This window comes from Kocuria subflava (genome assembly GCF_012163155.1).
Lineage (GTDB): Bacteria > Actinomycetota > Actinomycetes > Actinomycetales > Micrococcaceae > Kocuria > Kocuria subflava.
Window position 1 is genome coordinate 1 of sequence record NZ_JAAVUN010000028.1, and the last position, 25,679, is coordinate 25,679.

Genomic DNA, 25,679 nt, shown 5'->3' on the forward strand with positions numbered 1-25,679 from the left:
ATGCGAAGAGCCTTCCATGAAGACCATCGACTAGCGACGTCAACTGGAAACCGAGCCATAGGTCAGGTCAATGAGACACCTACTCGTGCATCAGTCCCGTTCGCCATGGCCGTTCAAGAGGTCGCGATAGCCTTCGCAGAGCGCGACTCCGGTGCGGATGGAATCCTCGGCCGTGCGCGGGCACGGAGTGGAGACGCCTGTGGTGCCAGTGGTCTCGTAGTAGACCCATGCGTGGTCAAGGCTCAGGCTTGCGACGTCGTCGAGGTGCTGTCGGAGATCATCCTTGACTGTGAACGGTAGAGCATCGATGGGCGAGGTTGCCTTTAGGCCCGCGAGGTGGCGCTGGTAGAACGGTGACTTGTCCTGGCAGTACTCGATGGTTTGTTGCAAATTTGTGGCCTGCCATGCATCCAACGCTTCCGCACTCATTTCACCGGACCATTGGAGTTTCTGGGCGGCGGCGAATTCGTTTGCAGCCTCCCACAGGTCTGCGTTTCCGAGAGGAATCATCTTTATTTCTCCTTCGCGGGATAGAGCGGCAAGTCGCCGGTAAGGGAATTGATCGCCTTCTTGGGGCCGCAGAGACCGATCGCAGCGAGTTCGAGGTCGTGCGTGCTCGTCGAGCTCAGCTTGGAGATGTACTCGTCGTAGGTCTTGCATCCCTGGGCCAGTCGGGTGAAGGGGAAGACGTCAATTCCGGAATTTGCCTGATCGGCGCGGCTCCAGGCGGACCCGAGCAGGCTTTCATCGCCGGCCAGAACCGGTAGCGGGGCTAAGACGACCCCGGGCAGCTCAGAGTCAGCCGTTTTCACCGGCGGCCCCATGAGTGCGGGAAACGCGGTGGTGATCATTGCCGCGACGATCGACGCGGCGTTGACAGCCAGTCCCGTGGGGAGATGACGGTCGACGACGATGACGGTTTTCTGTTGCTCGGCGCTCATGGCTGGAAGTCCTTTCGGGATGGAGGAGTGCTGATCTGGGGTCGCTGCTTTCACGTACGGGTCGGGGAGCTTCGTGCATTCATGGCGACACCGATGATGACGGTGATCGCGCCGACTGTCTTGAGTACGGTGATCTCTTCTCCGGCGATCACGACCGCCCATACGACTCCGAACACGGGCACGAGGTTGAGGACCGCTACGGCCTGGCTTGGTTTCAGCGCCGTGAGGCCGAACGTATAGAGGAGAAACGCCAGGGCGGAACAGCCGACGGCGAGGTAGGCGATCAGCCAGATCGCGTGCGCGTTGAGGTTGGTGGTCGCCCCCTCGGGCAGGAGGGGCACGAGCAGGCAGAAGCCGATACCTCCCCAGAGGTTCTGCAAGCCCGTCGTGGGAAGCACGCCGAGACGTTGGCTCGGCGATACGTTTACCGGCTTCCGGGTCGAGATCATGTTGTAGGCGGTCCACGCGACTCCGCCGAGGAAGAGGAAGAGGACCCCCCAAGGACGGTGGGGTGTTTCCTGGGCGGGCTCGTCGATGGTAACGAGCACGACGCCGGCGAACGCGACGAGGGCTCCGACGACGTTGATCGGGGCCGGCCTGCGGCGATGGGAGATGGCTTCGGCGAGCATCGTCATAACAGGATAGGAAGCCACGATCAGGACGGCATCAGTGGCTGTTGCCAGGGCGACCCCATAGTTCTCGAGGGCAAAGTAGATCGTGATGCCGACCAGTCCCGCGCCTGCGACGGCCGCGTGGGCTCGCCAAGGCGCGCGCAGGCGTGCCCGGACGAGAAGGCAGATGATGATCAGCAGTATTGCGGCAGCCAGGAACCTGATCGCGCCGAGTGTCAGCTCTCCCACGTAGGGAAGCACGACCTTCGTCACCGCAAACGAGGTGCTCCATAAGAGAGCGGCACCCGCCACGGCGCCGATATGGAGCAGTGTCGAGTCGCGTCTCATGGTCGTTCGCTAACGCCTGGGAGAATGTCGGCCACGGTCCACGTCGCGATCTGCTTCCACGCGTTCTTGCCCCGCTGGTGATCGGGATGAACCTGGAAGATGTCGTAATCACCAGCAGTGTCGAACGTGCTCACGACGAGGAAGTCGGCAGAGTCAGGCCTGCGGCTGGTGTCCCACCCGCACACCCAAGTGGCGATCTCCGGGATGGTTGCCGGGTGGCCGCCGGTGATCGCGGCAGCTACTTGAGCCCGGGGATCGTCGCGGGAGACGTCCGAATTCAATGTGAACGCAACGACGTGCGTCAGTTGGCTCCCGCTCAATGTACCTCCCTTCAGTCGTCGGAGGCGGCGTACGTCCCACGCGTGCCGAGCGCTACGTAACCACCTAGGTGACTACGTAGCGTGTCTCGAAATGTACACGGCATTCGGACCTCTGCCAATCGGCTGCGGAGAAAGACGGGCTCCGTGTCCTGACCACCTATCGAACGGGATCCGGATGTGCCATATCATGTGGAGCTGCGCGCAGTTCCACTGGGAACCTTGCCCGCAGGCTGCGAGGCGCCAGGCGTTGCACCCCCCTGCCTGCCGCGCCTGAAACGCCCAATGATCGATTGCGAAGTGCGAGCTCCGATGATTACGCGCGCTCGCCTGAAATGGTGGTCAATCATGCAAACGAGGAGAGCAACGTGAGCCAGCCGGTGTTCGGCGATACCGAGATCCAAGCACTACGCGCAATCGGGCTCACAGAGTGGGAATCTAAGGCGTACTTAGCGCTTCTCGATGAGGCCCCCGCCACTGGGTATGGGGTCGCCAAGCGATCAGGAGTGGCACGCGCTCGAATCTATGAGGTTCTCGATTCCCTCGTAACCAGAGGGGCAGCACGAGTCTCGAATGGAAAGCCGCAGAAGTTTGCGCCTACGGCCCCAGAAGAATTCCTGAAGGTTCAGCGTCGACAGACGGAGGAATCGCTTTCTCGCGCTGATGAAGTCCTTCGCAATTTCGGAGCTCGAGACGAGAGCGACAGCGTCATCTGGGATCTGCAGGGGCGCGGCGACATCCTCCTGCGTGCTCAGGACGTCATCAGTCGCGCATCAACTCGGATCCTGTGCGAGATCTGGGAAGCCGAAGCCGATCGCTTGTATGAGGGTCTTGAGGACGCGGCCAGTCGTGGAGTCACGATCATCGTCGTCGCATATGGCACTGTCGATTTTCCATTTGCCACAGTCTTTCCGCATCCGGGAACTGACGAGGTCACCCACGGACTCGGCAGCCGCTGGTTGGTAGTCTCAGCCGATGACCGTGAGGTCGTGGCTGGAAGTGTGTCCGGCGGCGCTGAATCCCGAGCCGCCTGGACCAGGCATACCGGGCTGGTCGTGCCGATCACCGAGCTCGTGCGTCATGATCTCTATAAGTTGGAGATGCTCAATGCACATGGCGACATCCTGGAGGAGACCTTCGGCCCTGCCCTGGCGACACTGAGAGCGAAGTACGGACCTCTCGCATAAGAAGGCCGACAAGCTGATGCCCGATCGGGAAACACCCACGAGGTCGTCACGGCCCCAATCACCCGTAGTATGAAGTGCGCGGGTTTGACTCCAAACTTCCTGAACGAGAACCGGATCATGCCCCCGTGAGTTCCTCGAATGACACGATCCCCCGCAGCTCCCTGTAAAGCAGAGTGTAGCGGGGCCGCTCGAACCAACGACAGCGTCACGACTAGCAACAGGTTAGGCAGGCTGATCTACAAACTGCTGCCGCCAGTGGCATCGAGGACCTGGCCGGTGGCCCATCGACCATGTTCGGAGGCTACGCACGCAATGATGGCGGCGATGTCATCGGGCCAGCCCATGCGACTCAGCACGACGCCAGAGACCACTCCATCCCCAGCAGTCAAGCAGGTGTACAAAATCTTCACCACCCGTGTACACGCGTTGGCTGGAGCACCGGCGTTTGCCCTGGTCAGCGAGTTTCGTGGAACACCCACAAGATGAAGGCCCCGGTGAAGACCGGGGCCTTCAGTCATTTCCGCTGGGTGCCGGAGGCCCCAGCTGCACCTCAATCCGTGTCGACTGCGCCTCCGCTGACCACCTCGGTACGCGTTTGACCACCGTTTCTCGGTTCTCCTGGCTTTTTGCGTACTGGAACTGGCCATTTGCGTCCGCGAGCAGTCCGTCCGTCCGTCCGTCACCAGCCGCGCACGTGGCGCTGGCAGGACGCCAGCGGGGAACCGGTCAGCGGTCGTAGCGCGTGTAGGTCCCGGCCATGGACCCACTCGGGTCCAACCTGGGCAGGATGGCCTCGGTGATCTGGCGCAACTGCCCCACTTGCTCCGGGCTGAGGGCGTCCAGGACCCGCGAGCGAACCGTACCCACGTGGCCCCGCGCCGCATCCTGAACCACCGACCAACCCGCGTCCGTCAGCTGCGCCACGGTGGCGCGACGGTCATCCGGCGCTGGCGCGCGTTTCACCAGCCCGCGCTCCTCCATACGGCGAACCACGTGGGAAAGCCTGGGCAAGGTGGCGTTGGTCTGGTGGGCCAGCGCGGTCATGCGCAAGGTCCGGTCGGGGGCTTCGGAGAGCATGGCCAACGTGTAGTACTCAAAGTGCATCAGCCCGGAGTCTTCACGCAGCTGGGTGTCCAGGACGCCCGGCAGCAGTTCCACCAGGGCAACAAGGCGCACCCAGGTGGCCAGTTCGTCGTCGTCGAGCCACGGCGTATCGCTCATCACAAACCCTCACATTGGTTGACGCTACAAGTATAGCGGCCTAGTGTTTTAGTTAAAGCAACAACTATCTAACGGAGGTTCCCGCCATGACCACCGCCACCCGCACCGACCTCCTGGCCGCCGACACCTCCATGGGTGCCGTGACACTACTGGTTGGGGATCTGCAGAAGATGACGGACTACTACCGGAACGCCATCACCCTGAACGTGCTCTCTGAGACTCCGCTGCGCGTTGTCATGGGCCGCAACAATCAGGCGCTGGTCATCCTGGAACTCGCCCGGGAGCTGCAACGGGTGTCCCACAACCAGGCGGGCTTGTTCCACACGGCCATCCTGTTTGAAACCCAGGCCGATCTTGCCGCCGCCATCTACAGCGTGGCCAGCCGTTACCCCGGGACCTTCACCGGCAGTGCGGATCACCTGGTCAGCCAGGCCTTCTACTTCTCCGATCCGGAGGGCAACGGCGTGGAGCTGTATTGGGACCGGGACCGTACTGAATGGAGCTGGGTCCACGGCCGTGTGGAGATGGACTCCCTGTTGCTGGACCCCAACGCCTTCATGCGGGAACACCTCACGGAAACCGCTGTTGACCAGGCGCATCAGCGCAGCGCCACCGTGGGTCACGTTCACCTGCAGGTGGGTGACATCGCCAAGGCCAAGCGCTTCTACGTGGACCAGCTCGGCTTTGAAACCACCGCCACCATGGGCACGCAGGCCCTGTTTGTCAGCGCGGGCGGTTACCACCACCACATGGCCATGAACACGTGGAACAGCCGCGGCGCCGGCCCCCGTCCCAAATCCCTCGGCCTGGGCACCGTGCGCCTGGAGCTTCCCGGCACCGACGACATCGGCGAACTCACCGAACGTCTCACCCACCACGGAGTCACCACCCACGACGACGGCGCCACCCTGGCGTTCCAGGACCCCTGGCTCAACCGAGTCGAGGTCTCGGTCAAGGGCTGACCTCAACATTCCAAACACGCTTTTTGGCCGCAAAACCTTCTACGAGAGCGGCCAGAACCATGTTCAGGATGGAGTCACCCACCGAGCAGCGACTTGCTCCGCCGCCCATCGTCGAGAAGTGCTTTGTGCCGTCCATCAGCACTGATGGGCGGCACAAAGCACTTCTCAGCGGCGGACGGGCACCCATGGGCGGCACAAAGCACTTCTCAGCGGGGGACGGGGACTTTTGGGCGGCACAAGTCACCGTTCGGCGCAGGAGAGGCGGCCCACCAGCGTCACAAGTCACTGCTCAGCGGACAAGCGGGAAGCAGCGGAGGAACGGAGCGACCACCGAACCCCCAGAAGCCACAACACACCCCCTCCCTGTAGTCAGTTGTGTAGTCATACTCAATGACGCTCATGGGCCTGGGACGGCCAATGATTGACGCGACACTAAAGTTGTCCACTCGCCTCTGCCGTGGCCGCTCCCATTAGCTGTGATCAGGATTCTGTTGTGCCCGGCCTCTCCGTCCCCCCTCCGCCCCCAGGTATCCGCGCGTTCGATTCAGTGCTCGTGGAGTACCGCACCGTGCACCGCCAGCCCCGTGTGATCTTTGATGAGCTGGTCCGTGAGGCCTTTGAAGCCGCCGCCACCATTTCCAACGTGCTGCTGGTGGCCGGTGTCAGCGCAGACGTGCTGCATGGGGAGACCAGCCCCGTGGACTGCACCCTGTATCCCACCGTTCCCGGCTCCTACGTGTTGCGCTACGAGCTCCCGGGAATACCCGATCCCCGGGCCCCCAAGCGCAAGTTGCCCAAGCTGCTGCCGCCGGTGTTGAAGTCACGCACCCCGGGCCCGCAGATTGATGAAGTCCTTCAAGAGGCGTTGATCAGCGGTAACCGCGTGACGGTGGAGATGCTGCTGTGCGTGGGTGTTCTGACCAGAATTGATGAGGGCCGGTTGTCAGCCTCGGCCGGTATTTCCGGCAACGATCCCTTTGTGGAGATGGTGGGCGGGGTTCGTGTGATCCAGCGCGTGCACCGCAGCACCTGGGTGTTGTTGCAGCGCCCGGACATCCAGTCGTCCCTGCGCGGCATGTTGGCCCCGTTCCGGGATGACCAGCTCTACACCATGACCTTGGTGGAGAACCCGCACTTCAGCAATCTGGAAGCGGCTTACGTCATCACTGCCACCCAGCGGTTGCGGGAGTTCGCATCCGGCGGCCCGCTGCACGTGCCACCGCTGGAACGACGCTGAAGCCCACCACACCTCATGCGGGCGCAGGGGCTGCCTCACCCGCGCTGCAGGAGTAGCGCAACCTCGTAGTGGGTGGTGTGCGGGAACATGTCCAGCACCTGCCCCTCCACGGGCCGCCAGGAGGGCATGTTGGCCAGATCGCGCGCCAGGGAACGCGCGTTGCAGCTCGAGTAGATCAGGTCCTGGGCCGCACACTCATCCAGACGGTGTGCCAGCTCAGCACCCAGGCCCCGCCGGGGTGGATTCACGACGACGAGATCCGCCGCCCCGCCGTCGTCGTACGCCCCAGGCGAGGATGCAGAACCCAACTGTTGCTGCCAGGCTGTGGCATCCCCGGCGTGGAACTGCACGGATTCTGGCCCCAGCCCCATGTGGGCGACAGCCTCCCGGGCCCCGCGCACGGCTTCCGCAGAAACCTCCACGCCCAGTACGGACCGGGAGGGCCCCACCATGTGCAGTGCGAATCCGCCCACCCCGCAGTAGAGGTCCAGCACCCGTGACGGGTTGATCTGCTCGGCCCAGTCCGCCGCGCGCCGGTAGAGGGCGGCGGCAACCTCCGTGTTGGTCTGGAAGAAGGACCGCGAGCGCAACCTCAGCGGCACGTGGTTGACCTGCATGAGCAAGCTGTCCTGCTCGGTCAGCACCAGTTCCTCCGGGCCTTCCAACACAGCCTTGTGTTCGCGTTGGAGGTTGACGGAAACCACCGACAAGGAGGGCAGTGCTGCCTGCAGGGTCGGGAGGTTCTCCCGAATGCGTTGCACTTGGCGCTGGGATCGGAGAACAAAGCGCAACATCAACTCACTGCCGGCGGAGACCGTGAGCAGCACGTGCTTGAGTTCACCGCGAGCCTTGGTCACGTTGTACGGCAGCAGGCGCAGTTCCGCACTGAACCGGGCCACCTGCTCCAGAGCTTGACCCACCACCTCCAGGTAGAGCGGGCAGGCACGCAGATCAACACCACGGCCGCGGGGGTCAAGGATCCCCAACGTGGGCTCCTGAACGCTCCCGGCGACCACCATCTTGGCCTTGTTACGGAACCCGGATTCAGCACTTGCCACGGGTTCCAGCCATTGCAGCGCACCCGTGTCTGACCCGGCCTGACTCAGGACCTCCCGCACACCTGCGGCTTTGGTGGCCAGCTGCAGCGCGTAGGGTTGATCGATCAGCGTGCACGAGTGGCACAGACCCCGGTTGTGATAGTCGCACTGCACGCACTCGAGCCTACCGGGAGAGGAGTTGGCCCATGCCCACAGCAGACCCGAATCCGCCCACGGGCAGGCCTGCCGCACCCACCCCTGCCACCATGGCCGGACGCCGCGATCCCGCGTTGACCGTCAAACCCGTGGACTACGCAACCGCTGCCCGCAACCACGCCCGCCGCTCCACGGCGAGCACCCCGGCCGACTCCCCGGCCGTCAACGACGACGCCCCCTCCGTGCCCAAACCACTGACCACCAGGCAACGCGAGGACCTGGCCGCCAGGATCACCGCCGCCCTGGAGCAGAACTCTGCCCGGGCATGGGGCACCCAGAACACCTTGTACTCCGTCGTTTCCGGGACCCCCGTCCCCACCGGAGAGACCTTGAAGCTGAGCGCGCCGGAGGCCAACGTGCCCGTGGTGGGCGCATGGGAGGCCACGCTGGAGGATCTCCAACAGTGTGTGGAGGATCCGGAGGATTCATGGTCGGCGGACCTTGGCCGCACCGACTACTTCCTGCGTGGGGATTTGTGTGTGCAGATCCGCCGCACAGACGGTCAGATCATGGGCATCTACCGCGCCGGTTGGGCCCTGGCGCGTCGCCCGGACAGCCCTTTGCCGGAGGAGCCCGGATCCGGCCGTTCCGCCTCGGGTGGACGCGGCACCAGATACCCCACCAATCAGGCGGAGTTGCTCAAGAGATTGCGCGCAGCGGGGTTCGTCGTCGTGACCTCAGGGCCCACGCACGGGAAGATCACGCACCCGGATCACCCCCGCCGGTTCCTCCCGTACGCCTCCACACCGTCGGGTCAGCGTTACGGTCGTCACGTTGTGACGGCAGTGAAGCGGGTGTTCGGCATCGATCTTCGTGACTGAAATGGATCAGGATTAGACTCGAACACCGTGAAAGCACTTCTCCTGGAAAACATCCACACCGATGCCGAAGAGATCCTGCGCCGTCACGGCGTGGAGGTCGAAACCAGGAAGGGGGCCCTGGACGAAGCCGAGCTGATCGAAGCCCTGGAGGGTGTTGACCTGCTGGGCATCCGCTCCAAGACCACAGTCAGTCGAGCGGTGTTTGAGGCCCGCCCGGATCTGATGGCCGTGGGTGCGTTCTGCATCGGCACCAATCAGATCGATCTGGTGGCTGCAGCCGAGTTCGCCACCCCGTGCTTCAACGCCCCCTACTCCAACACCCGGTCCGTGGTGGAACTGGCCATTGGGGAAATCATCAGCATGGCCCGTCACCTCACGGACAAGAACGCCGCCATGCACTCCGGCAACTGGGACAAGTCCGCCAAGGGCGCCCATGAGGTCCGCGGGCGCACGCTGGGCCTGATCGGCTACGGCAACATCGGCAAGCAGCTCTCCGTGCTGGCCGAGTCCCTGGGCATGCAGGTCTATTTCTATGACGTCCGTGACGAGCTGCCCATGGGCAATGCCAAGAAGTGCTCGTCCATGGATGAGTTGTTCGAGAAGTCGGAGACCATCTCCCTCCACGTTGACGGACGGCTCTCCAACGCGGGGCTGATCGGGCGCGCCGAGTTCGAGAAGATGCGTCCCCGCACCTTGTTCCTGAACCTCTCCCGCGGGCACGTGGTGGACATTGACGCACTCAAGGACGCCCTGGTCTCCGGGCACATTGCCGGCGCCGGTATTGACGTCTACCCGGAGGAGCCCAAGGCCTCCGGCGATCCGTTCGAGTCACCGCTGCAGGGTTTGCCGAATGTGATTCTCACCCCACACATCGGTGGTTCCACCGCGGAGGCTCAGGAAAACATCGGTCATTTTGTGGCCTCCAAGATGCTGGACTACGTGGAGCAGGGTTCCACCGCCCTGTCCGTGAACTTCCCGCAGGTGCAGTTGCAGCCGGTGCGCGCAGGCGTCCGACTGTTGCACGTTCATGAGAACGTCCCGGGCGTTCTGACCGCCGTGAACTCGGTGCTTTCCGAGCACGGAGTGAACGTTGACGGCCAGCAGCTGGTCACGGAGGGACCCACCGGTTACATGGTCACCGACTGCTCCTCCGGTGTGAATTCCACCGTGGTGGAGGAAATCCTGGCCTTGCCCGCCACCATGCGGTTGGCAACCATCGGCAATCTCTGAGAAATCACTGTGGAGCAGTTTTTGCGCTGACTCCCAGAGAAGGCCGGGGGCCGTGCGTCTACTATCCTTGGAGCAAACCCTGACCACAGACTTGGTCAGTTGCTCCAAGGCGAACGCGCGGCCCCCGGTTTTTCAAGCATCCCGTGCCTTCGCCTGGAATGACTCGTGGATCGCAACGCCGATTGGAAGGAGGGCACGTGGGTTTCCTGGACAACTTGGAACGCGGGATCGAACGCGCCGTGCGCACTGCCTTCTCCACCGGCTCCCGCAAGCGGATTGAAGCCGTTGAGATCGCCAGCGCCCTGCGCCGTGAACTTGATGAGCACTCGTTCACCATCTCCGCCGGGCGCACCATGGCGCCCAATGTTTTTGTGGTGGAGTTCTCCGACGACGACTTCCCGCAGGCCCAGGAGTGGGGCCAGCCTCTGGCGGAGGAACTGTGTGAGGTGGTCATCCGCCACGCCCGGTCCCAGACCTACACGTTGCAGGGTGCGGTGCGAGTCTCCTTCACCCGCAACCCGGAGGTGGAACGCGGCCAGTTCGTGATCACCTCCTCGGCGGCGCGCATGGAAGCTCACGGCGTGGAAGCCGGTGTCCGCGGGCCGCATCACGGCGTGGCCGATGGTCCTCATGGGGGACATGGCGCCCACACCAACGCCCCGGCCTACGGTGACCAGTACAGCCAGCCCGATGACGACTGGGGATACCCGGAATCCACTCCGCAGCACTGGGTGCCGGTGTTGGAGATCAACGGTCGGCGCCTGGCTGTTGAAGCCGATTCCGTGGTGCTGGGACGCTCCGCTGACGCTGATGTGACCATTTCTGACACCGGCGTTTCCCGCCGTCACCTGGAGATCCGGCACATGGGGGATCACTGGATCGCCGTAGACCTGGGCTCCACCAACGGCTCGCACGTGGACGGGGAACGTCTGCAGGGCCGGGCGGAATTGGTCAACGGTTCCGTGATCACCATGGGCCGCAGCCGGATCATCTTCCGACTGGTGGCCCCAAGGAGGAACCACTGAATGTCTGAATTGACCGTGACCCTCCTGCGCTACGGATTCCTGGCACTGCTGTGGGTGTTCATTGTTGCCATCGTGATGTCTCAGGGGCGTGACCTGGCGGTTGACCGTCGTCGTCGCAACAAGGGTGGAGGCAGTGGGGCTGCTGCGCCCCAGGCACCTCAGCAGGCTGCCGCTGCCCCGCAGCCGCCGCGCCAACTGCCGCAGAGTCTGGTGGTGCTGCAAGGTCCCACCAGCGGACGCACCTACCAGTTGGGTGCTGCCCCCGTGCTGATGGGCCGCTCGCCTGAATCCACGGTGCCTTTGGAGGACGACTACGCCTCCGGACGCCACGCGCGTCTGTTTCCGCAAGGCTCCCGCTGGTTCCTGGAAGACCTGGGCTCCACCAACGGCACGTACGTGAATGAACAGCGCCTGACCCGCGCCGTGGCCTTGGAGGTCGGCCAACCCTTCCGGGTGGGCAAATCCGTGATGGAACTGAGGTCCTGATACATGGCCTTGGTTTTCCGATTCGCCGCCCGCTCTGATGTTGGCCGGGTCCGTTCCAAGAACGATGACTCCGCCTACTCCGGGCATCACCTTGCCGTGGTGGCTGATGGCATGGGCGGTCACGTGGGCGGCGACGTCGCCTCCGCCTCCGCGGTGATCGACCTGACCCACCTGGACCGGGACGGGTACGACGGCGATGCCACCACGGTGCTTGCGGATGAGATCCAGAACGCCAATCAGAACTTGGCTGATCTGGTCAAACAGCATCCGCGTTTGGGGGGCATGGGCACCACGGTGACCTCACTGATCATCGATCAGGAGAACATCTCCCTGTGTCACATCGGTGACTCCCGGGCCTACCGGTTGCGCGGTGGTGAGCTGGAGCAGATCACCACCGACCACACCTTTGTGCAGCGCCTGATTGATGAAGGTCGCCTGCGCCCGGAGGAAGCCGAAACCCACCCCCACCGCAACGTGCTCATACGCGTGCTGGGGGATGTTGATGCTTCCCCGGAGATTGAGTCGGAGCTGATTCCCACGGCCCCCGGCGAGCGCTGGCTGCTGTGCTCGGACGGGCTCAATGCCGTGGTCCGCCCTGAGATGATCCAGCGTCTGCTCAGTGCCGATTCCGAATTGGACGTGATCGCCCAGGCCCTGGTGGACGTCACCCTTCAGCGCGGTGCGCCGGACAATGTGACCGTGGTGGTCCTGGAAGTGGTGGATGCCGCTGACGTGGAGGCCCTGGGTGTTCCGCTCAGTGGTGCTCTCCCGGACCCGGAGGACGCCCTGACCTCCGATCAGATCTCGGATCGGGACGCCAACCCACCGACGGCCGAGCCCGCGGCTGCGGATCTTCCGTGGGCACAGCCTGGCGCCGGGGCTGCGACAGCCTCCACAGACGCCTCCACGGAGGCTGATCCCAACACTCAGGCACCACAGGAGCCGGTTGGGCCGTCTTCAGCTGCTGCGCTGCGTCAAAACCTTGAGCTGCATCCGCACATCCTGGTGGGCGCTGCAGCCAACGCCACCCAGACCGGCCGGATTCCCACGGTCAGTGATTCCGCCATTGCCCGCCGCGCCACATTGCTGCGCACCAACGCCACGGATCAGCTGGCAGACATCTCCGAGGTGGATCAGGCACTGGGTGCTGGGCACAAACGGCGTACCGGCCGGTGGATTGCCCTTGCGGTGGCGTTGTTGCTGGTGGCAGGTCTGGCCGTTGCTGCCCTCAGTGCCAGTTCCTGGGTCCAGGAACGCTATTACGTGGGCGTTTCTGAAGGTCGTGTGGCCATTTACAACGGTGTTTCCCAAAGCTTGGGCCCCGTTCAACTCTCCCAGGTGGAAGACACCTCGGAGATCCAAGTGGATGAGCTCTCGCCCTACTCACGCTCGCGCGTGGAGAACACCATCCCGGCCAACAGTCTGGAGCACGCCCAGAGCATCGTGGACGGGCTGCGCGCTGATGAAGCCACGGCAGATCAGAGCCCGGAGGCCACGGCATCCCCCAGCCCGTCGGGTTCAGGCACGGTCAGTTTCCCCACGGCGGCAGCACCCACGGACGGCGCAGATGCAGGTACCGCACCTGCTGCACCGCCACAAGAGGGTGATCAGTGATGACCACTCCCGCTGCTGCCCCCACAGCGCCCACAGCCGGTTCCAGCGCTTCTTCCGCTCCGGTGCAACGACGACGCCGCCTGACCGAGCTCCTGCTGCTGGTGGTGGCGTGGACCATCGGAATCGGTGCCAACATCCTGGTGGACCCGGAACAGGCATCCTCTGAACCAGCCCACGTCTACCGGTCCGCCGCTGTGTTGATCGGTGGTTCGCTGCTGCTCCACCTGGTGCTGTGGTTCCGGGCACGCTATGCCGACCCCTACATCCTGCCGATCGTGGTGACCTTGAACGGTCTGGGCATCGCCATGATCCACCGCATCGATCTGCTCATGGATTCATCGGCAGGGACCAACCAGGTGCTGTGGACGGCCATCGGCATCACGGCCGCTGCGCTGGTGCTGTTGTTCCTGCGGGATCACCGGCGTCTGCGGCAGTTCACGTACATCTCCCTGGTGGTTTCCGCGCTGCTGCTGGTGCTGCCCTTGTTGCCTGGTCTGGGCACGGAGATCAACGGTGCCAGGATCTGGATCTCCATCGGCGCGCGCACGTTCCAGCCCGGTGAGATCGCCAAGATCACGCTGGCCATCTTCTTTGCCGGTTACCTCTCCACCAACCGGGACGTCATCCTGTTGGCCGGCCCCAAGGTGGGTCCCGTCCGGCTCCCCCGCTTCCGGGATCTGGCGCCCATGTTCGCCGCTTGGTTGGTGTCGATCGGCGTGCTGGTCTTCCAACGGGACCTGGGCACCGCCATCCTGTTCTTCGGGCTGTTCGTGGCCATGATCTACCTGGCCACCGGAAGGCTGAGCTGGATCGTGTTGGGTCTGTTGTTCGTGGCAGCCGGTGGCGTTGTGGCCTCCCAGACCTTCGGTCACGTGGCTGCTCGCCTGGATGCCTGGTGGCACGCCTTTGATCCGGCCATTTACGACGCCCCCGTGGGCGGCTCCCGCCAGATCGTGCAAGGTATTTTCGGCATGGCCTCCGGCGGACTGTTCGGTCAAGGCCTTGGGCAGGGTCGCCCGGATCTGGTCTCCTACTCCAACTCGGACATGATCATCACGGCCTTTGGAGAGGAACTGGGGCTGATCGGTCTCAGCGCCATCCTGCTGATGTTCTTCCTGCTGATCTCCCGTGGCTTCCGGGCAGCACTGGGCACCCCGGACGGATTCGGCAAGCTGCTGGCCGGTGGGCTGGCCTCCATCATGGTCATCCAGCTGTTCGTGGTGATCGGCGGCGTGACCCGTGTGATTCCTCTGACCGGTCTGACCACCCCGTTCATGTCCGCTGGTGGTTCCTCACTGCTGTCCAACTGGATCGTGGCCGCACTGCTGCTTGCCATCTCCCACTCCGCCCGCCGCCCGGTGGTCACCGGCCCGGCCAGTGCTGAGGACATAGCGGAGTTCGAGGCCCACGAGCGGGAAGAACAAGAGCGGGCCGAACTGCACGAAACCGAACGAGCGGAACGGGCCGAGCGGCGTCGTCAACGTCAGCAAGCGGCCGAGGCCCGGAAGGCAACGGCTGAATCGAAGTCATCGGAGGCACAGTCATGAACCGCGCCATTCGACACATGTGGATCGCCGCAGTCGCCATTTTTGCTGTGCTGTTGCTGGCGCTGACCTCCATCATGTTCTTCCAGCAGCGTTCCCTGGCCGCAGACCCCTGGAACACACGGACCCTGTACCAGCAGTTCGGAAAGGACCGCGGCCCCATCCTGGCCGGCGGCCAGGAAGTTGCCCGCTCTGTGCCCACCGATGGCGATTACGCCTACCAGCGTGAGTACACGGACGGGGCGGCCTATGCCCCGTTGACCGGATACTTCTCCCCCATCCACGGCGCCACCGGACTGGAGAACGCCATGGGCGAGCAGCTCTCCGGGGACTCGGACAGCCAGTTCTATGACCGCTTCATGGCCACTCTCTCCGGGAATCAGCCCTCCGGGGCTTCCGTGGAGATGACCGTGGACCCCGAGCTCCAGGACCTGGCCTACAACCTGCTGGACGGCCGCAAGGGTTCCATTGTGGCGCTGGAGCCTTCAACCGGTCGGGTGCTGGCCATGGCATCCTCCCCGTCCTTTGATCCCAATGCCCTGGCTTCCCATGATTCGGCCGGGGTGATCGAGGCCAGCCAGCGGCTCAACGCAGATCCAAACCAGCCCATGAGCAATCGCGCCATCGCCGGAAGCCTCTATTCTCCCGGCTCCACGTTCAAGATCATTGACACCGTTGCGGCCCTGGAGTCCGGTGAGTACACCACGGACACCATCATCCCCAACCCGCAGGATCTGGAACTGCCCAACACCTCCACCACCCTGCCCAACTACGTGGGCGGCACCTGTGCATCCCGCACGCAGGCAGACCTGGAGTTCGCCCTGGCCAACTCGTGCAACACGCCGTTTGCACAGATCGCCATGGATCTGGGGCAGGACCGCATCAGTGAAACCGCTGAGAACTTTGGCTACGGCCAGGAGCTCAGCATCCCGCTGGCCGTCACGCCGTCCAGCTTCCCCACCGACCTGGACGACGCCAGCCTGGCCATGTCCGCCATCGGACAGTACGACGTCCGCTCCACGCCCCTGCAGGTGGCCATGATTTCTTCCGCAATCGCCAACGACGGCGTCCTGATGCGCCCCCAGTTGATCCAAGAGGTCCGCTCCTCTGATCTGTCCGTGATCGATTCGTTCCGCGCGCAGCAGATGCAGCGTTCCACCTCCGCAGACGTGGCCAACACGGTGACGGACCTGATGGTCAGCTCCGTGGACGACGGCATTGCCCGTGGGGCACAAGTTCCCGGGTACTCCGTGGCCGGTAAGACCGGCACGGCGGAGATCGGCAGCAGCGGCACCAGTTCCTCGTGGTTCACGGGCTTTGCCCCGGCGGACAATCCGCAGATCGCCATTGCCGTGGTCTACGACGACATTCCGGCCGGTCAGACCTCGGATGCCACATCCAATGCCCAGCAGATCTTTGAGGCGGTGTTGAACCGATGAGGCCCCCCTCCAAAACGGTCCTGGGTGGCCGCTATGCGCTGACCGAACGCATTGCCATTGGTGGCATGGGGGAGGTCTGGAAGGCCAAGGACAAGGTCCTGGGCCGCACGGTTGCCGTGAAGATCCTCAAGGAGGAGTACACAGGGGATCCCACCTTCCTGCAGCGCTTCCGCGCGGAGGCACGTCACACGGCCCTGCTCAACCACCCCGGTGTGGCCAACGTCTACGACTACGGCGAGGACGACGGCTCCGCCTACCTGGTCATGGAACTGGTTCCCGGTGAGCCGCTGTCCAACATCATCGACCGTGACCGGACCCTACCGGTGGACGACGTCCTGAACTACATCGGCCAGACGGCCCGTGCCCTGGCCGCAGCACACGCTCAGGGTTTGGTCCACCGTGACGTCAAACCCGGAAACTTGATGATCACCCCGGAGAAGCGGGTCAAGGTCACGGACTTCGGGATCGCGCGTGTGGCGGATCAAGTTCCTCTGACGGCAACCGGTCAGGTGATGGGCACCGCCCAGTACCTGGCCCCGGAACAAGCCACGGGTCAGACCGCAACGGGATCCTCAGACATCTACTCCTTGGGCATCATCGGCTACGAGTGCCTTGCAGGACGGCGCCCGTTCACCGGTGAATCCCAGATCGCGATCGCCCTGGCCCAGGTCAACGATCCCCCACCGGCCCTGCCGCAGTCCGTACCCGACGCCGCACGCGCATTGATCATGTCCATGTTGGCCAAGGACCCGGCTGGCCGGCCCTCCACTGCCGGGGCCCTTGCCGGTGCCGTGGACTCGATCCGACGTGGTGACCTGGCCGCTGCTGCAGCCGCTGTTCCGGGCATGCGTGAGTACCTGGACCTGGATGACGCCCCTACTGAGGCACTGAACACGCGTGACGACGACACCCGGATCTCCACCCGGGTCACCGGTTCCGCAGCACTCGGTGGGGCAGGCACCGGTGCCGCAGGATCGGGTGCTGCCGGTGCTGGTGCTGCTGCCAGCGCTGGTGTTGCCGCCGGAGCGCCAAAGCACGCTGAACCGAGCGCCTCCACCGCGGAGATGGCGATCGCCCACGAGCAGGACTTCGGCAATTCTGCCTCCCAGGCAGCAGCTGGTGCGCCCGTCACGCAGTCCCCCGTCCCCAGCACCTGGACACCGTCGGACTCGCCGTCGGCAGCCGGCTCCGGAGACCACCGTGAAAGCGGCGCAAGTTCAACCGGTGCCTCGGGGCGGAAATTGTGGCCCGTGGTTCTGGTGGGCCTGGTGATTGCCGCGCTGGTGGCTGCAGTGATCTTCCTGGCCCTGCAGAACTTCGGGGAGAACTCCACCCCGTCTCCTCGTGGCACGGTCTCCACCGCAACCGCTGAGTCCACCACCACGGATGGTCCCACCTCCGTGACCATCAACGCTGAGGACTACATCGGCCGCGACGTGGACACCGTGGTCACCGAACTGAACAACCTGGGCCTGGATGTCCAGGTGGTGGGTGAATCCAACCAGGACACCCCCGCCAATCAGGTCACTGATGTCTCCCCAACCGGTACGGTGAACAGCGGGAAAACCGTCACGGTCACGCACTCCACCGGACCGGACACCGTGACTCTTCCCGATGACATGGTGGGCCGTCAGTTGGAGTCGGTGATCGACGACGTCACTCCGTTGGGGGTCAACATTGACGTCTACTACGACGAAAACTCCTCGGAGGACCCCGGCACCGTCACGGGTTCCACACCGGAGGAAGGCTCCGATGTGGAGGTGGGTTCCACCATTGACCTGGACGTGGTGCCCAGTGCTTCCCCCAACCCCACCCAGACCACTTCCAGCGGCAACACTTCCAACCAGAACTCAACTCCTACCGCCAGCCCCACGCCCACGCAGACGGCTGCCGACCCCACCGGTGGGTCCACCACCGATCAGACGAACCTTGCAGCCCCGGCAGACGCCCCCACGTCTGCTGCGGGCGGTGCTCTCACCACGGAAGGCTGACCATGGCTCAGTCACCTGTCCCCTCAGTGATCAACAACCGCTATGAAGTCGGTGAAACCATCGGCCGCGGCGGTATGGCCACGGTGTACGTGGCAACGGACCAGCGCCTGGGGCGCAAGGTCGCCATCAAGGTGCTCAAACCTGAGCTGGCGCGGGACGAATCCTTCCAAGAACGTTTCCAACGTGAGGCGGAGGCCGTTGCCGGCCTGAACCATCACACCATCACCTCCGTCTACGACACCGGTGAGATCGCTCCACAGCAGCCAACGGATGTGGCATGCCCCTACATCGTGATGGAGTACGTGCCCGGTCGGACGCTGCGTGAACTCATCCGTGCTGGTGAGCTCTCTGCCCGCGAGTCCGTGGACGCCATGCTGGGGATCCTGGACGCACTGGCCTACAGCCACCGTTCCGGGATCATTCACCGGGACATCAAACCGGCCAACGTGGTGATCACCCCGGATGGCCGGGTCAAGGTCATGGACTTCGGCATCGCCCGCGCCGTGGAGGACACCCAGGCCGCCCTGACACAGACTCAGGCGGTGCTGGGCACCGCCCAGTACCTCTCCCCGGAACAGGCCCGTGGGGAGAACGTTGACGTGCGTTCCGATCTCTACTCCGCGGCCTGCGTGTTTTTTGAGATGCTCACCGGACGCGCCCCGTTCGTGGGTGAAGCTTCCGTGGACATCGCGGCCCAGCACGTGCGCGACGCCCCTCCGGCGCCGTCCGAGCTGGCACCCCGGTTGCACTCGGTGTTCGACGGTTTCATGGCCAAGGGCCTGGCCAAGGCCCGCGACGACCGCTTCCAGTCCGCACAGGAGATGCAGGAGGCACTTGAGCCTCTGCGCGAGCACGCGGACGTGGATGCCACCACCATCATTGCCGCCCCCGTGCTTTCGGAGGACGGCCAGGACGACGACGCCACGCGCTCCACTGCCCCGGTGTTCCCCATCTCCACGGCAGCTGCAGGTGTTGCAGGGGCCGGGGCTGCAGGGGCCGGGGCTGCGGGAGCTGATGTTGCGGCTGCCGGTCCCGCGGGGGGCAGTGCCACCTCAGCTTCGGGTGCTGGCGCTTCTGTAGCCGGCCAAGCCGGTGCGGGCTCGGCCACGGGCGCCACCTCAACACAAAGCCACGGTTCGCTGTTCGCTCCCCCGGGAGGTGACGACGACGCCCCCGTGGGTGCCCGCAGCCAGAATGACCGTGACGCGGAAGACCGACGACGCCGTACGCGCCTGTGGTTGTTGCCGCTGCTCCTACTGTTGTTGATCGGCGGTGGCATTGCTGCTGCCACCATGTTGCTGCGTGGACCGGACCAGGTCACCGTCCCGGACGTGGTGGGCATGTCCCAGGAGGATGCCGAAGCCGAACTTGAGGATCTGGGGTTGGTCACGGAGATCACCCGGGAGAGCAGCAACCAGGTGGATGAGGACACGGTCATCTCCTCCGATCCCGGTGAAGGATCAGAAGTGGATTCCGGTTCCACGGTGACGCTCACGGTTTCTGAGGGTTCGGACAAGGTCACGGTTCCGGATGACCTGGCGGGCCAGTCCGAGGTTTATGCCCGGGAAATGGTGGGCAACGCGGGGCTGAACGTCTCTGGGACCCGCAGCGTGAACCACCCCTCGATCGCACGCGGTCTGGTCGTGGGCACCGATCCTGAAGGTGGTTCGGAGGTGGACCGGGACAGCGATCTTGAACTGTTGTTGTCCACTGGTCAGGTGACTGTCCCCGACGTCGTGGGAATGTCCCGTGACAACGCCGTGGCTGCCATTGAGGGCGGTGACGTCCAGCTTCCCGTTGAGGTGGCCACGGAGGCCACGTCCTCATCACCGGCGGGTACCGTGCTGCGGCAGTCCACCCCGGGTGGCACGGATGTGAACCAGGGCACCACCATCACCATCACGGTGGCCACCGCCCCCCGGCAGGCTCCCGCGCCGGCCCCGAGCCCGGGTGGTGGCAGCAGCCCGTCGCCGTCGCCGTCGCCCACCGACGAGGCCAGTGACGAACCCACCCAGGAAGAGTCTGACGAGCCCACCCAGGAGCCCACGGAGGAACCGGCCGACGAGCCCACACAGGAGCCGGAACCCACTCAGGCTCCTGAGCCCACAAGCCAGCCCACGCGCACCAGCAGTGGTTCCCAGAACGGCAGCAACGGCAACGCATCGAATGCGAGCAACGGCAACGGGTCGACCGCGAATGCGGCCACCAACAGCACCGCCGAGGCCGCAGCCTCCACGGTTGATGCGCTCACCAATGGCGGGTCATCCAACGGCTCAGGCACCGGTAACGGTTCCTCGGCAGAGAGCACCGCGGACACCGCCAGCTGACCCCGGTCCACGAGCCGTCACGTCAAAGGTGTGGGGGCCGACCATCACACGATCGTCGGCCCCCACACCTTTCACGTTGAGCCAGTCTGCAGATCAGATCGTGACCGGATCAGATGGTCACCGGATCAATGGATGGCCCGTTCAACAGGTGACCTGCTCAGTTGGTGATCAGGGGTGAGAGCTCAGCGGAGGCCTCCGCTGCCCCTTCCAGGCCACAGATCTCCAACCAGTTGCCGAGCATGCGGTAACCGCCTTGGGTGAGCACTGACTCCGGGTGGAACTGCACACCGTGCAGGGGTGCATTGCGGTGGGTGAGCCCCATGACCACACCGTCAGCGGTCATGGCGGTGACCTCCAGGCACTCCGGCACGGTGCGCGGCACCACGCTCAAGGAGTGGTAGCGGGTGGCAATGAACGGGGACGGCACACCCTGGAACAGCCCACCGTCGTGGTGCAGGACCTCAGAGGTCTTCCCGTGCATGAGCTGCACGGCGTGGGCCACGGTTCCGCCGTAGATTTCCGCCAGAGTCTGGTGCCCCAGGCACACACCCAACAAGGGCTTCAGGGTCTCTTCCGCGAACCGGATCAAAGGCCTGCAGACACCGGATTCTGCAGGGGTTCCCGGGCCCGGGGACAACAGCACGCCGTGGTGATCATCTGCCATGCCACGGGCGGTGTCTGCATCCACCTGGTCATTACGGATCACCGTGGTCTGGGCACCCAGCTCCTCCAGATAACCAACCAGTGTGTAGACAAAGCTGTCGTAGTTGTCCACAACCAGGACCTTGACGGTCACATCTGCCTCCCGGGCGTACTGCGGTGATTCAATCCCGTCCAGCCTACTGCCGTTGGGGCACCAGCGCCCAAGTGCTGTGACGCTATGATGGAGGGTGCCGTCGTCGTCGTTCAGCTGCAGATACCCACCGGGGTGGCAGGAAACGGCGACCACCCGCCTGCAGGAGGAATTCCCCGAGTGACCGAGCCCAAGAAGCGCATCACCCGCAAGCGCACCGTGGTTGAGGACCCGGCACCTTCCACAGCGGTCGACGACGAACTCACCCGCCTGGCCATTGAGGCCCTGCCCGAACGCCGCCGCAAGGAGTGGGAGCGTTCCCAGCGGGCCAATGGCAAGAAGGCCGTGGGCAACGTGGAAGACGACTCCCCCGCCGACTCGCGTGAGGACACCGCTGAAGGCGTGGCTGATGAGATCACCCGCAGTGTGCGCAGTACCGCACCGCATGCGGACCAGACTGCCACCTGGTACAAGATCATCATGTTCGGGCTGATTGTGATCGGCCTGCTGTGGCTGATCGTGTGGTACTTGATGGACTACTCGTGGCCCATTCCTGCCATCGGCTACGGCAACGTGGGGATCGGTGTGGGTCTGATGATGATTGGTCTGATCATGACCACGAGGTGGCGTTGAGCACCGGCGCTGATCCCCATCGTCCGGATCCCCTCAAGGATGAAATCGCCAAGGATCACGCGCACACCAAAAAGCCAGGTCGGTCCAAGCTGAGCCCCGCTGTCACGGAGGTTCGCTTGCGCCGCCTGGCTCTGGTCCTGCTGATTGTGATCCCGTTGATCTGGTGGCTCACTCGTTTGGTGTGAGCCACCAGATCCGGGTCAGGCGTGATTCACGCCTGGGGTGCCACAAAAGCAGCGTCCAGGGTGATGACCACCTTGTCGGAGACCAGCACGCCGCCTGCCTCGATGGCAGCATTCCAGGTCAGACCGAACTCCTTGCGGGAGATGGTGGTCTGAGCCTCAAAACCCGCGCGGGTCATACCAAAGGCATCCACCACAACACCGTTGAACTCAGTGTCCAGTTCCACGGTCTTGGTGATGCCCTTGATGGTCAGCTCACCGGTGATGGTGCCTTCGCCGTCACCCAGGTCGAAGCTGGTGGAGGTGAAGGTCATGGTGGGGAACTTCTCCACGTCAAAGAAGTCCTCGCCGCGCACGTGAGCATCACGGTCAGCGTTGGCGGTGTTCACGGAGGCGGTCTGAATGGTTGCTTCGATGCGGGACTGGTTGACCTGCTCGGCAACGTTCAGGACGGCCTCTGCCTGATCAAAGGTGCCGTGAACCTTGGAGATGCCTGCGTGGCGGACGGTGAAGCCAACCTTGGAGTGGGCGGCGTCAAAGTTCCAGGTACCGGGGACAAGGCGATCGAACGTGGTCATGATGAGTTCCTCCTCGCGAAACCTTCAATTAGTTGATGTGTCACCAACATTAGGACTCCGTAGGTGACACGTCAACTAATTGTGAAGTTTCGTGATGTGAGGCTGGCCACTTGCTGGTGCTGACTGCACTGAGCCTCGCCGCCAGCACCCTGGTGCAGCGGCAGCGTGGCTGGTCATGCTCAGATCTGGTAGTCCACCACGGACCTGGATGAAAGGCTGTGGAACTGCCGCCGGTGGTAGACCATGGGAGCACCGTTGGGTTCGGTCCCCAAGATTTCCACCACACCTGCGTTGAACACCAGAGCCGGGCCGGCCTGGATGCGAGCCAGAGGATGCACCCGCATCACACGACCCACCCCCTTCAGCAACGGTTCACCGGTGGGCAGCCACTCCCAGTCCATGGCGTCCCCGAACCGCGGAGCCCCGTGGGTGGCAAAAGCCTGCGCCAAGCCGATGTTCGGCGCATCCAGAAGATGCACCAACAAGGAGTCCGCCTGAGCCACCAACAAGGCAGAACCACTTCTGGCTTGTAGGGAGAACCCAATGATGGGCGGCACGGCTGAAACGGAGGACACGGAGGAAACTGTCAGCCCCACCGGCCCGTCCGGCCCCTTGGCCGTGATCACGGCAATTCCCGCAGGATGATCCCCAAAGACTGCGCTGAAGTCAGCCTTCTGCACACCCACTTCACCAAGGTCCCCGGACGGCACTACATAGTCTGCAACCGGTCCCGCCTGCTCTGATGCAACAGCCCCGGGAGAGCCGGCTGATTGATTCGGTGCGCTCATCATTCCCACTTTCAGCACGCACCACACGGGCAGCACGGCTCGCTCAGATTCAACAAGCGTTCGTGCCCCGCCGCATCTGAATTCGGACAGTTTTCTCCAGTCTGACAATCCCGGCCGGGTTGTGTCGAACCGGCAGTTCACACGACGACGCCCACAGTCCATCCCCGGCCGAATCACCCCAAACCGTGGAAACCACGGGCCCAATGGATCAGCGGTTCACCGCTGGAGGCCACACTCGTCTGGCTCGGGGCCCCACTCGACTGGCCTTGGGCCACGCTCGCCTGTCCTTGCCGCGCCGCGCCTCCCCGCGACGACGACGCCGGTCCACCCATGGCAGTCACACGTCCCACCACCAACTGATGGGTTGCCACGCTGTGAATCTGATCCGTCCGGACATGGAACCATGCCAAGCAGTTGGAGATGACCACCGGACCGTCCTTCCCCACACGTTCGTGGGGCACGTTGGAGAGCAACCCGTCCACAGGGTTTCCCGGTGAGGCCAACCAAGAAGCAATGGATTCCTGGTCACGGTTCAGCACAGACAGGGTCCAGGTGCCTGCTCCTTCCACGGCTTCGCAGATGCGTCCCTCCTCAAAAAGGCTCACGGCCATGGTGGGCGGATCCCAAGAGACATCCAACCAGCCCGTCACAGTCACCGCGTGGTCACGGTTTCTGTGCCTGACCGCCACCACTGCCACGCCAGAGGCCAGCTCCTGCGCCAGGAGCCGGTATGACTCCACAAAAGCCTCAGTGCCTTCAACAACATTCACGGCCTTGGCCGATTGTTCAGATGCCATGACGATCACCCCGTTCCACCGGAGCTCATCGCCGAGTTCCGTGCTTGTGCCGCTGACGCTGCTGGTGCTGCCACTGCCGGCACTTGTTCCACTGCTGGTACGAACACCGAACAGGCCCTGTGTCCCACAATGTTCTCCACCGCCCGATCGTTGCAGTCACGCCTGCCGTGTCCGTCTCAGGGTGATGTTCAGGCGGCCGCCGTCACGCATTCCGAGTTGGGGATCGCCGGTTCCGGAGCGGATTGCAGGCACCCCGTGAAATGCCCAGCGAGACTCCCTGCCGAAAACAAACAGGTCACCACTGCGCAGCTCTACGTCTTGATACGGGCGGGACCGGGTTTCTGTATTGCCCAGGCGAAAAACGCAGGTGTCGCCCAGGGAGATGGACACTATGGGGTCATCCCCGGTCTCATCCAAGTCTTGGTGCATGCCCATACGGGCATCGTGACTGTAAAAGTTGATCAGAGCGGTGGTCGGCACAAAGCTCCGCACTTCAGGTGCCTGTGCGCCGTAGGCCTCACGTATGGCTCGCGCACCCAGTTCCAGCAGCACTGACGGCAACGTGGAACCCTGGGGATTCAAGGTGTTGCTCTCCCCGAACCACGACTGAGTCCAGTAGTCCCCCATGACCATGGACTGGGCAGACATGGTGCCGCCCCCTGGCAGTGTCCGGTGCTTGAGGGGCCGCGGCCCGCTCACCCACAGCCGGCACAGGCGTACAAGGTCCATCTGCTCAGAAAGGGCCAGCCAGTCAGGAACATGAACCGCGCCCGGCGCCACGTCCTGGCGCGTCCGGTCGATGGTGAACAACTCTGGCCCGCCTGGACCGCGCAGCACACTGGGTCGGCGCATCAGATCACCCCGTCACGGCAGTTTTCAGTAGGTATCCCGCCATGGTGCCCCGGCTCATTTGCCGTCCCATGGCTTGCGTTTGAGCCTACTGCTTGCCTCAGACATCACAATCATTGTCCAACCCACGCTGAGTGGTCGCTTGCCTGGTTGGTCTCTGTTCAGTGGTCGATTTCCTGGCCCATCAGCGCTGATGGGCCAGGAAACCGACCACTCAACCAGCACACCCAGCACCACCCACCCCGCAACACAACCACACCACCACACGGCACAGGGCACAGGGCACAGGGGGCACTGGGCTCAGGGGGCACTCCACAACCCAGCACCAGCACACCCAGCACCCATGACCACCCCGCAGGGGCAACACTGGCGCACAACAATATTTGGGTATGAGAAAAGGGCCCCGAACACGACGGTTCGAGGCCCTTCTCTTGTGTTTGTGGTGTTAATGCGGCGGTGACTTACTCTCCCACACCCTCACGAGTGCAGTACCATCAGCGCTGTA

At 63.8% G+C, this 25,679-nt stretch carries 24 protein-coding genes and 1 pseudogene; 14 read left to right on the forward strand and 11 right to left on the reverse strand.

All coding sequences use genetic code 11. From position 1 onward, the window contains the following. Window positions 1-90: 90 nt before the first annotated feature. From GTW58_RS11270 to GTW58_RS11285, 4 genes are read right to left on the reverse strand one after another with little or no spacing between them, the layout of a single operon-like run. Complete coding sequence (locus GTW58_RS11270) at window positions 91-510, reverse strand: phenylacetate--CoA ligase family protein (RefSeq protein ID WP_119933568.1); 420 nt, start codon at window positions 508-510, stop codon at window positions 91-93. Between the two features lie 2 nt (window positions 511-512). Beyond that, on the reverse strand, window positions 513-941 hold the full coding sequence (locus GTW58_RS11275; protein ID WP_157980557.1) for a DUF2000 domain-containing protein: 429 nt from the start codon (window positions 939-941) through the stop codon (window positions 513-515). 50 nt (window positions 942-991) lie between these two features. Beyond that, entirely contained in the window at window positions 992-1,900 is a 909-nt protein-coding gene (locus GTW58_RS11280; protein ID WP_119933570.1) for a DMT family transporter, read from the reverse strand. Next, complete coding sequence (locus GTW58_RS11285; RefSeq protein ID WP_157980558.1) at window positions 1,897-2,220, reverse strand: Dabb family protein; 324 nt, start codon at window positions 2,218-2,220, stop codon at window positions 1,897-1,899. The genes GTW58_RS11280 and GTW58_RS11285 overlap by 4 nt, the downstream gene beginning before the upstream one ends. 365 nt (window positions 2,221-2,585) lie before the next feature. Between GTW58_RS11285 and GTW58_RS11290 the strand changes: the two genes are divergently transcribed. Further along, window positions 2,586-3,404: a TrmB family transcriptional regulator gene (locus tag GTW58_RS11290; protein ID WP_157980559.1), complete on the forward strand. Its 819-nt coding sequence runs from the start codon at window positions 2,586-2,588 to the stop codon at window positions 3,402-3,404. Between the two features lie 726 nt (window positions 3,405-4,130). Here GTW58_RS11290 and GTW58_RS11295 read toward each other — a convergent pair. Further along, entirely contained in the window at window positions 4,131-4,625 is a 495-nt protein-coding gene (locus GTW58_RS11295) for a MarR family winged helix-turn-helix transcriptional regulator (RefSeq protein ID WP_119933573.1), read from the reverse strand. Between the two features lie 86 nt (window positions 4,626-4,711). On the opposite strand from GTW58_RS11295, the gene GTW58_RS11300 reads away from it, so the two are divergent. After that, entirely contained in the window at window positions 4,712-5,587 is an 876-nt protein-coding gene (locus GTW58_RS11300) for a VOC family protein (RefSeq protein ID WP_119933574.1), read from the forward strand. Window positions 5,588-6,140: 553 nt separating this feature from the next. Next, window positions 6,141-6,824 carry a hypothetical protein gene (locus GTW58_RS11305; protein ID WP_198673452.1) on the forward strand — a complete coding sequence of 228 codons (684 nt, stop codon included), beginning with the start codon at window positions 6,141-6,143 and terminating at the stop codon, window positions 6,822-6,824. 35 nt (window positions 6,825-6,859) lie between these two features. On the opposite strand, the gene GTW58_RS11310 is transcribed toward GTW58_RS11305, so the two are convergent. Beyond that, the gene (locus GTW58_RS11310; RefSeq protein ID WP_119933576.1) at window positions 6,860-8,035 is read right to left on the reverse strand and encodes a methyltransferase domain-containing protein; all 1,176 of its coding nucleotides are present in this window, start codon (window positions 8,033-8,035) and stop codon (window positions 6,860-6,862) included. A gap of 32 nt (window positions 8,036-8,067) precedes the next feature. Between GTW58_RS11310 and GTW58_RS11315 the strand changes: the two genes are divergently transcribed. The 9 genes and pseudogenes from GTW58_RS11315 (at window position 8,068) to pknB (ending at window position 20,554) form a co-directional block, all read left to right on the forward strand. Then, the gene (locus tag GTW58_RS11315) at window positions 8,068-8,898 is read left to right on the forward strand and encodes a hypothetical protein (RefSeq protein ID WP_119933577.1); all 831 of its coding nucleotides are present in this window, start codon (window positions 8,068-8,070) and stop codon (window positions 8,896-8,898) included. Window positions 8,899-8,922: 24 nt separating this feature from the next. Next, window positions 8,923-10,128 (forward strand): annotated as a pseudogene (serA, locus tag GTW58_RS11320) (phosphoglycerate dehydrogenase); the annotation flags it as partial. 197 nt (window positions 10,129-10,325) lie between these two features. Further along, on the forward strand, window positions 10,326-11,153 hold the full coding sequence (locus GTW58_RS11325; protein WP_119933578.1) for an FHA domain-containing protein: 828 nt from the start codon (window positions 10,326-10,328) through the stop codon (window positions 11,151-11,153). Then, on the forward strand, window positions 11,154-11,639 hold the full coding sequence (locus GTW58_RS11330) for an FHA domain-containing protein FhaB/FipA (protein WP_047691202.1): 486 nt from the start codon (window positions 11,154-11,156) through the stop codon (window positions 11,637-11,639). A 3-nt stretch (window positions 11,640-11,642) separates the two neighbouring features. After that, a complete protein-coding gene (locus tag GTW58_RS11335) occupies window positions 11,643-13,253 on the forward strand; it encodes a PP2C family protein-serine/threonine phosphatase (RefSeq protein WP_119933579.1) in 1,611 nt (536 codons plus the stop codon). After that, window positions 13,253-14,800: an FtsW/RodA/SpoVE family cell cycle protein gene (locus GTW58_RS11340; protein WP_052209663.1), complete on the forward strand. Its 1,548-nt coding sequence runs from the start codon at window positions 13,253-13,255 to the stop codon at window positions 14,798-14,800. Before GTW58_RS11335 ends, GTW58_RS11340 begins: the two co-directional genes overlap by 1 nt. Then, on the forward strand, window positions 14,797-16,236 hold the full coding sequence (locus GTW58_RS11345) for a peptidoglycan D,D-transpeptidase FtsI family protein (protein ID WP_047691206.1): 1,440 nt from the start codon (window positions 14,797-14,799) through the stop codon (window positions 16,234-16,236). Before GTW58_RS11340 ends, GTW58_RS11345 begins: the two co-directional genes overlap by 4 nt. Then, entirely contained in the window at window positions 16,233-18,227 is a 1,995-nt protein-coding gene (locus tag GTW58_RS11350; RefSeq protein ID WP_119933580.1) for a protein kinase domain-containing protein, read from the forward strand. Before GTW58_RS11345 ends, GTW58_RS11350 begins: the two co-directional genes overlap by 4 nt. A 2-nt stretch (window positions 18,228-18,229) precedes the next feature. After that, window positions 18,230-20,554 (forward strand): Stk1 family PASTA domain-containing Ser/Thr kinase, encoded by a 2,325-nt coding sequence (pknB, locus tag GTW58_RS11355; protein ID WP_119933581.1) that lies wholly within the window; start codon window positions 18,230-18,232, stop codon window positions 20,552-20,554. 157 nt (window positions 20,555-20,711) lie between these two features. On the opposite strand, the gene GTW58_RS11360 is transcribed toward pknB, so the two are convergent. Continuing rightward, a complete protein-coding gene (locus GTW58_RS11360) occupies window positions 20,712-21,350 on the reverse strand; it encodes an anthranilate synthase component II (protein ID WP_047691365.1) in 639 nt (212 codons plus the stop codon). Between the two features lie 177 nt (window positions 21,351-21,527). Here GTW58_RS11360 and GTW58_RS11365 point away from each other — a divergent pair, with 177 nt between their 5' ends. Together GTW58_RS11365 and GTW58_RS11370 are read left to right on the forward strand one after the other, a co-directional pair. Further along, window positions 21,528-21,980, forward strand: coding sequence for a cell division protein CrgA (locus GTW58_RS11365; RefSeq protein ID WP_231559455.1), 453 nt, complete (start codon window positions 21,528-21,530; stop codon window positions 21,978-21,980). Next, window positions 21,977-22,165 carry a hypothetical protein gene (locus GTW58_RS11370; protein WP_157980561.1) on the forward strand — a complete coding sequence of 63 codons (189 nt, stop codon included), beginning with the start codon at window positions 21,977-21,979 and terminating at the stop codon, window positions 22,163-22,165. Before GTW58_RS11365 ends, GTW58_RS11370 begins: the two co-directional genes overlap by 4 nt. 26 nt (window positions 22,166-22,191) lie before the next feature. Here the strand turns inward: GTW58_RS11370 and GTW58_RS11375 are convergent, their stop codons facing one another. From GTW58_RS11375 to GTW58_RS11390, 4 genes are all read right to left on the reverse strand, one after another. Beyond that, window positions 22,192-22,740, reverse strand: coding sequence for a YceI family protein (locus tag GTW58_RS11375; protein ID WP_047691359.1), 549 nt, complete (start codon window positions 22,738-22,740; stop codon window positions 22,192-22,194). Window positions 22,741-22,919: 179 nt separating this feature from the next. After that, the gene (locus tag GTW58_RS11380; RefSeq protein WP_231559454.1) at window positions 22,920-23,450 is read right to left on the reverse strand and encodes a flavin reductase family protein; all 531 of its coding nucleotides are present in this window, start codon (window positions 23,448-23,450) and stop codon (window positions 22,920-22,922) included. A gap of 251 nt (window positions 23,451-23,701) precedes the next feature. Continuing rightward, the gene (locus GTW58_RS11385) at window positions 23,702-24,325 is read right to left on the reverse strand and encodes a flavin reductase family protein (protein ID WP_047691373.1); all 624 of its coding nucleotides are present in this window, start codon (window positions 24,323-24,325) and stop codon (window positions 23,702-23,704) included. 156 nt (window positions 24,326-24,481) lie between these two features. After that, on the reverse strand, window positions 24,482-25,177 hold the full coding sequence (locus tag GTW58_RS11390) for an alpha-ketoglutarate-dependent dioxygenase AlkB family protein (protein ID WP_119933582.1): 696 nt from the start codon (window positions 25,175-25,177) through the stop codon (window positions 24,482-24,484). Window positions 25,178-25,679 lie beyond the last annotated feature (502 nt).

Bases quoted from the DNA above. Each gene is read 5' to 3' on its own strand.
- GTW58_RS11330 (WP_047691202.1), top strand. From the start codon at position 11,154: ATGTCTGAATTGACCGTGACCCTCCTGCGCTACGGATTCCTGGCACTG.
- GTW58_RS11315 (WP_119933577.1), top strand. From the start codon at position 8,068: ATGCCCACAGCAGACCCGAATCCGCCCACGGGCAGGCCTGCCGCACCC.
- GTW58_RS11350 (WP_119933580.1), top strand. From the start codon at position 16,233: ATGAGGCCCCCCTCCAAAACGGTCCTGGGTGGCCGCTATGCGCTGACC.
- GTW58_RS11280 (WP_119933570.1), bottom strand. From the start codon at position 1,900: ATGAGACGCGACTCGACACTGCTCCATATCGGCGCCGTGGCGGGTGCC.
- GTW58_RS11275 (WP_157980557.1), bottom strand. From the start codon at position 941: ATGAGCGCCGAGCAACAGAAAACCGTCATCGTCGTCGACCGTCATCTC.
- GTW58_RS11300 (WP_119933574.1), top strand. From the start codon at position 4,712: ATGACCACCGCCACCCGCACCGACCTCCTGGCCGCCGACACCTCCATG.
- GTW58_RS11340 (WP_052209663.1), top strand. From the start codon at position 13,253: ATGACCACTCCCGCTGCTGCCCCCACAGCGCCCACAGCCGGTTCCAGC.
- GTW58_RS11295 (WP_119933573.1), bottom strand. From the start codon at position 4,625: ATGAGCGATACGCCGTGGCTCGACGACGACGAACTGGCCACCTGGGTG.
- GTW58_RS11270 (WP_119933568.1), bottom strand. From the start codon at position 510: ATGATTCCTCTCGGAAACGCAGACCTGTGGGAGGCTGCAAACGAATTC.
- GTW58_RS11385 (WP_047691373.1), bottom strand. From the start codon at position 24,325: ATGGCATCTGAACAATCGGCCAAGGCCGTGAATGTTGTTGAAGGCACT.
- GTW58_RS11390 (WP_119933582.1), bottom strand. From the start codon at position 25,177: ATGCGCCGACCCAGTGTGCTGCGCGGTCCAGGCGGGCCAGAGTTGTTC.
- GTW58_RS11335 (WP_119933579.1), top strand. From the start codon at position 11,643: ATGGCCTTGGTTTTCCGATTCGCCGCCCGCTCTGATGTTGGCCGGGTC.
- GTW58_RS11375 (WP_047691359.1), bottom strand. From the start codon at position 22,740: ATGACCACGTTCGATCGCCTTGTCCCCGGTACCTGGAACTTTGACGCC.
- pknB (WP_119933581.1), top strand. From the start codon at position 18,230: ATGGCTCAGTCACCTGTCCCCTCAGTGATCAACAACCGCTATGAAGTC.
- GTW58_RS11345 (WP_047691206.1), top strand. From the start codon at position 14,797: ATGAACCGCGCCATTCGACACATGTGGATCGCCGCAGTCGCCATTTTT.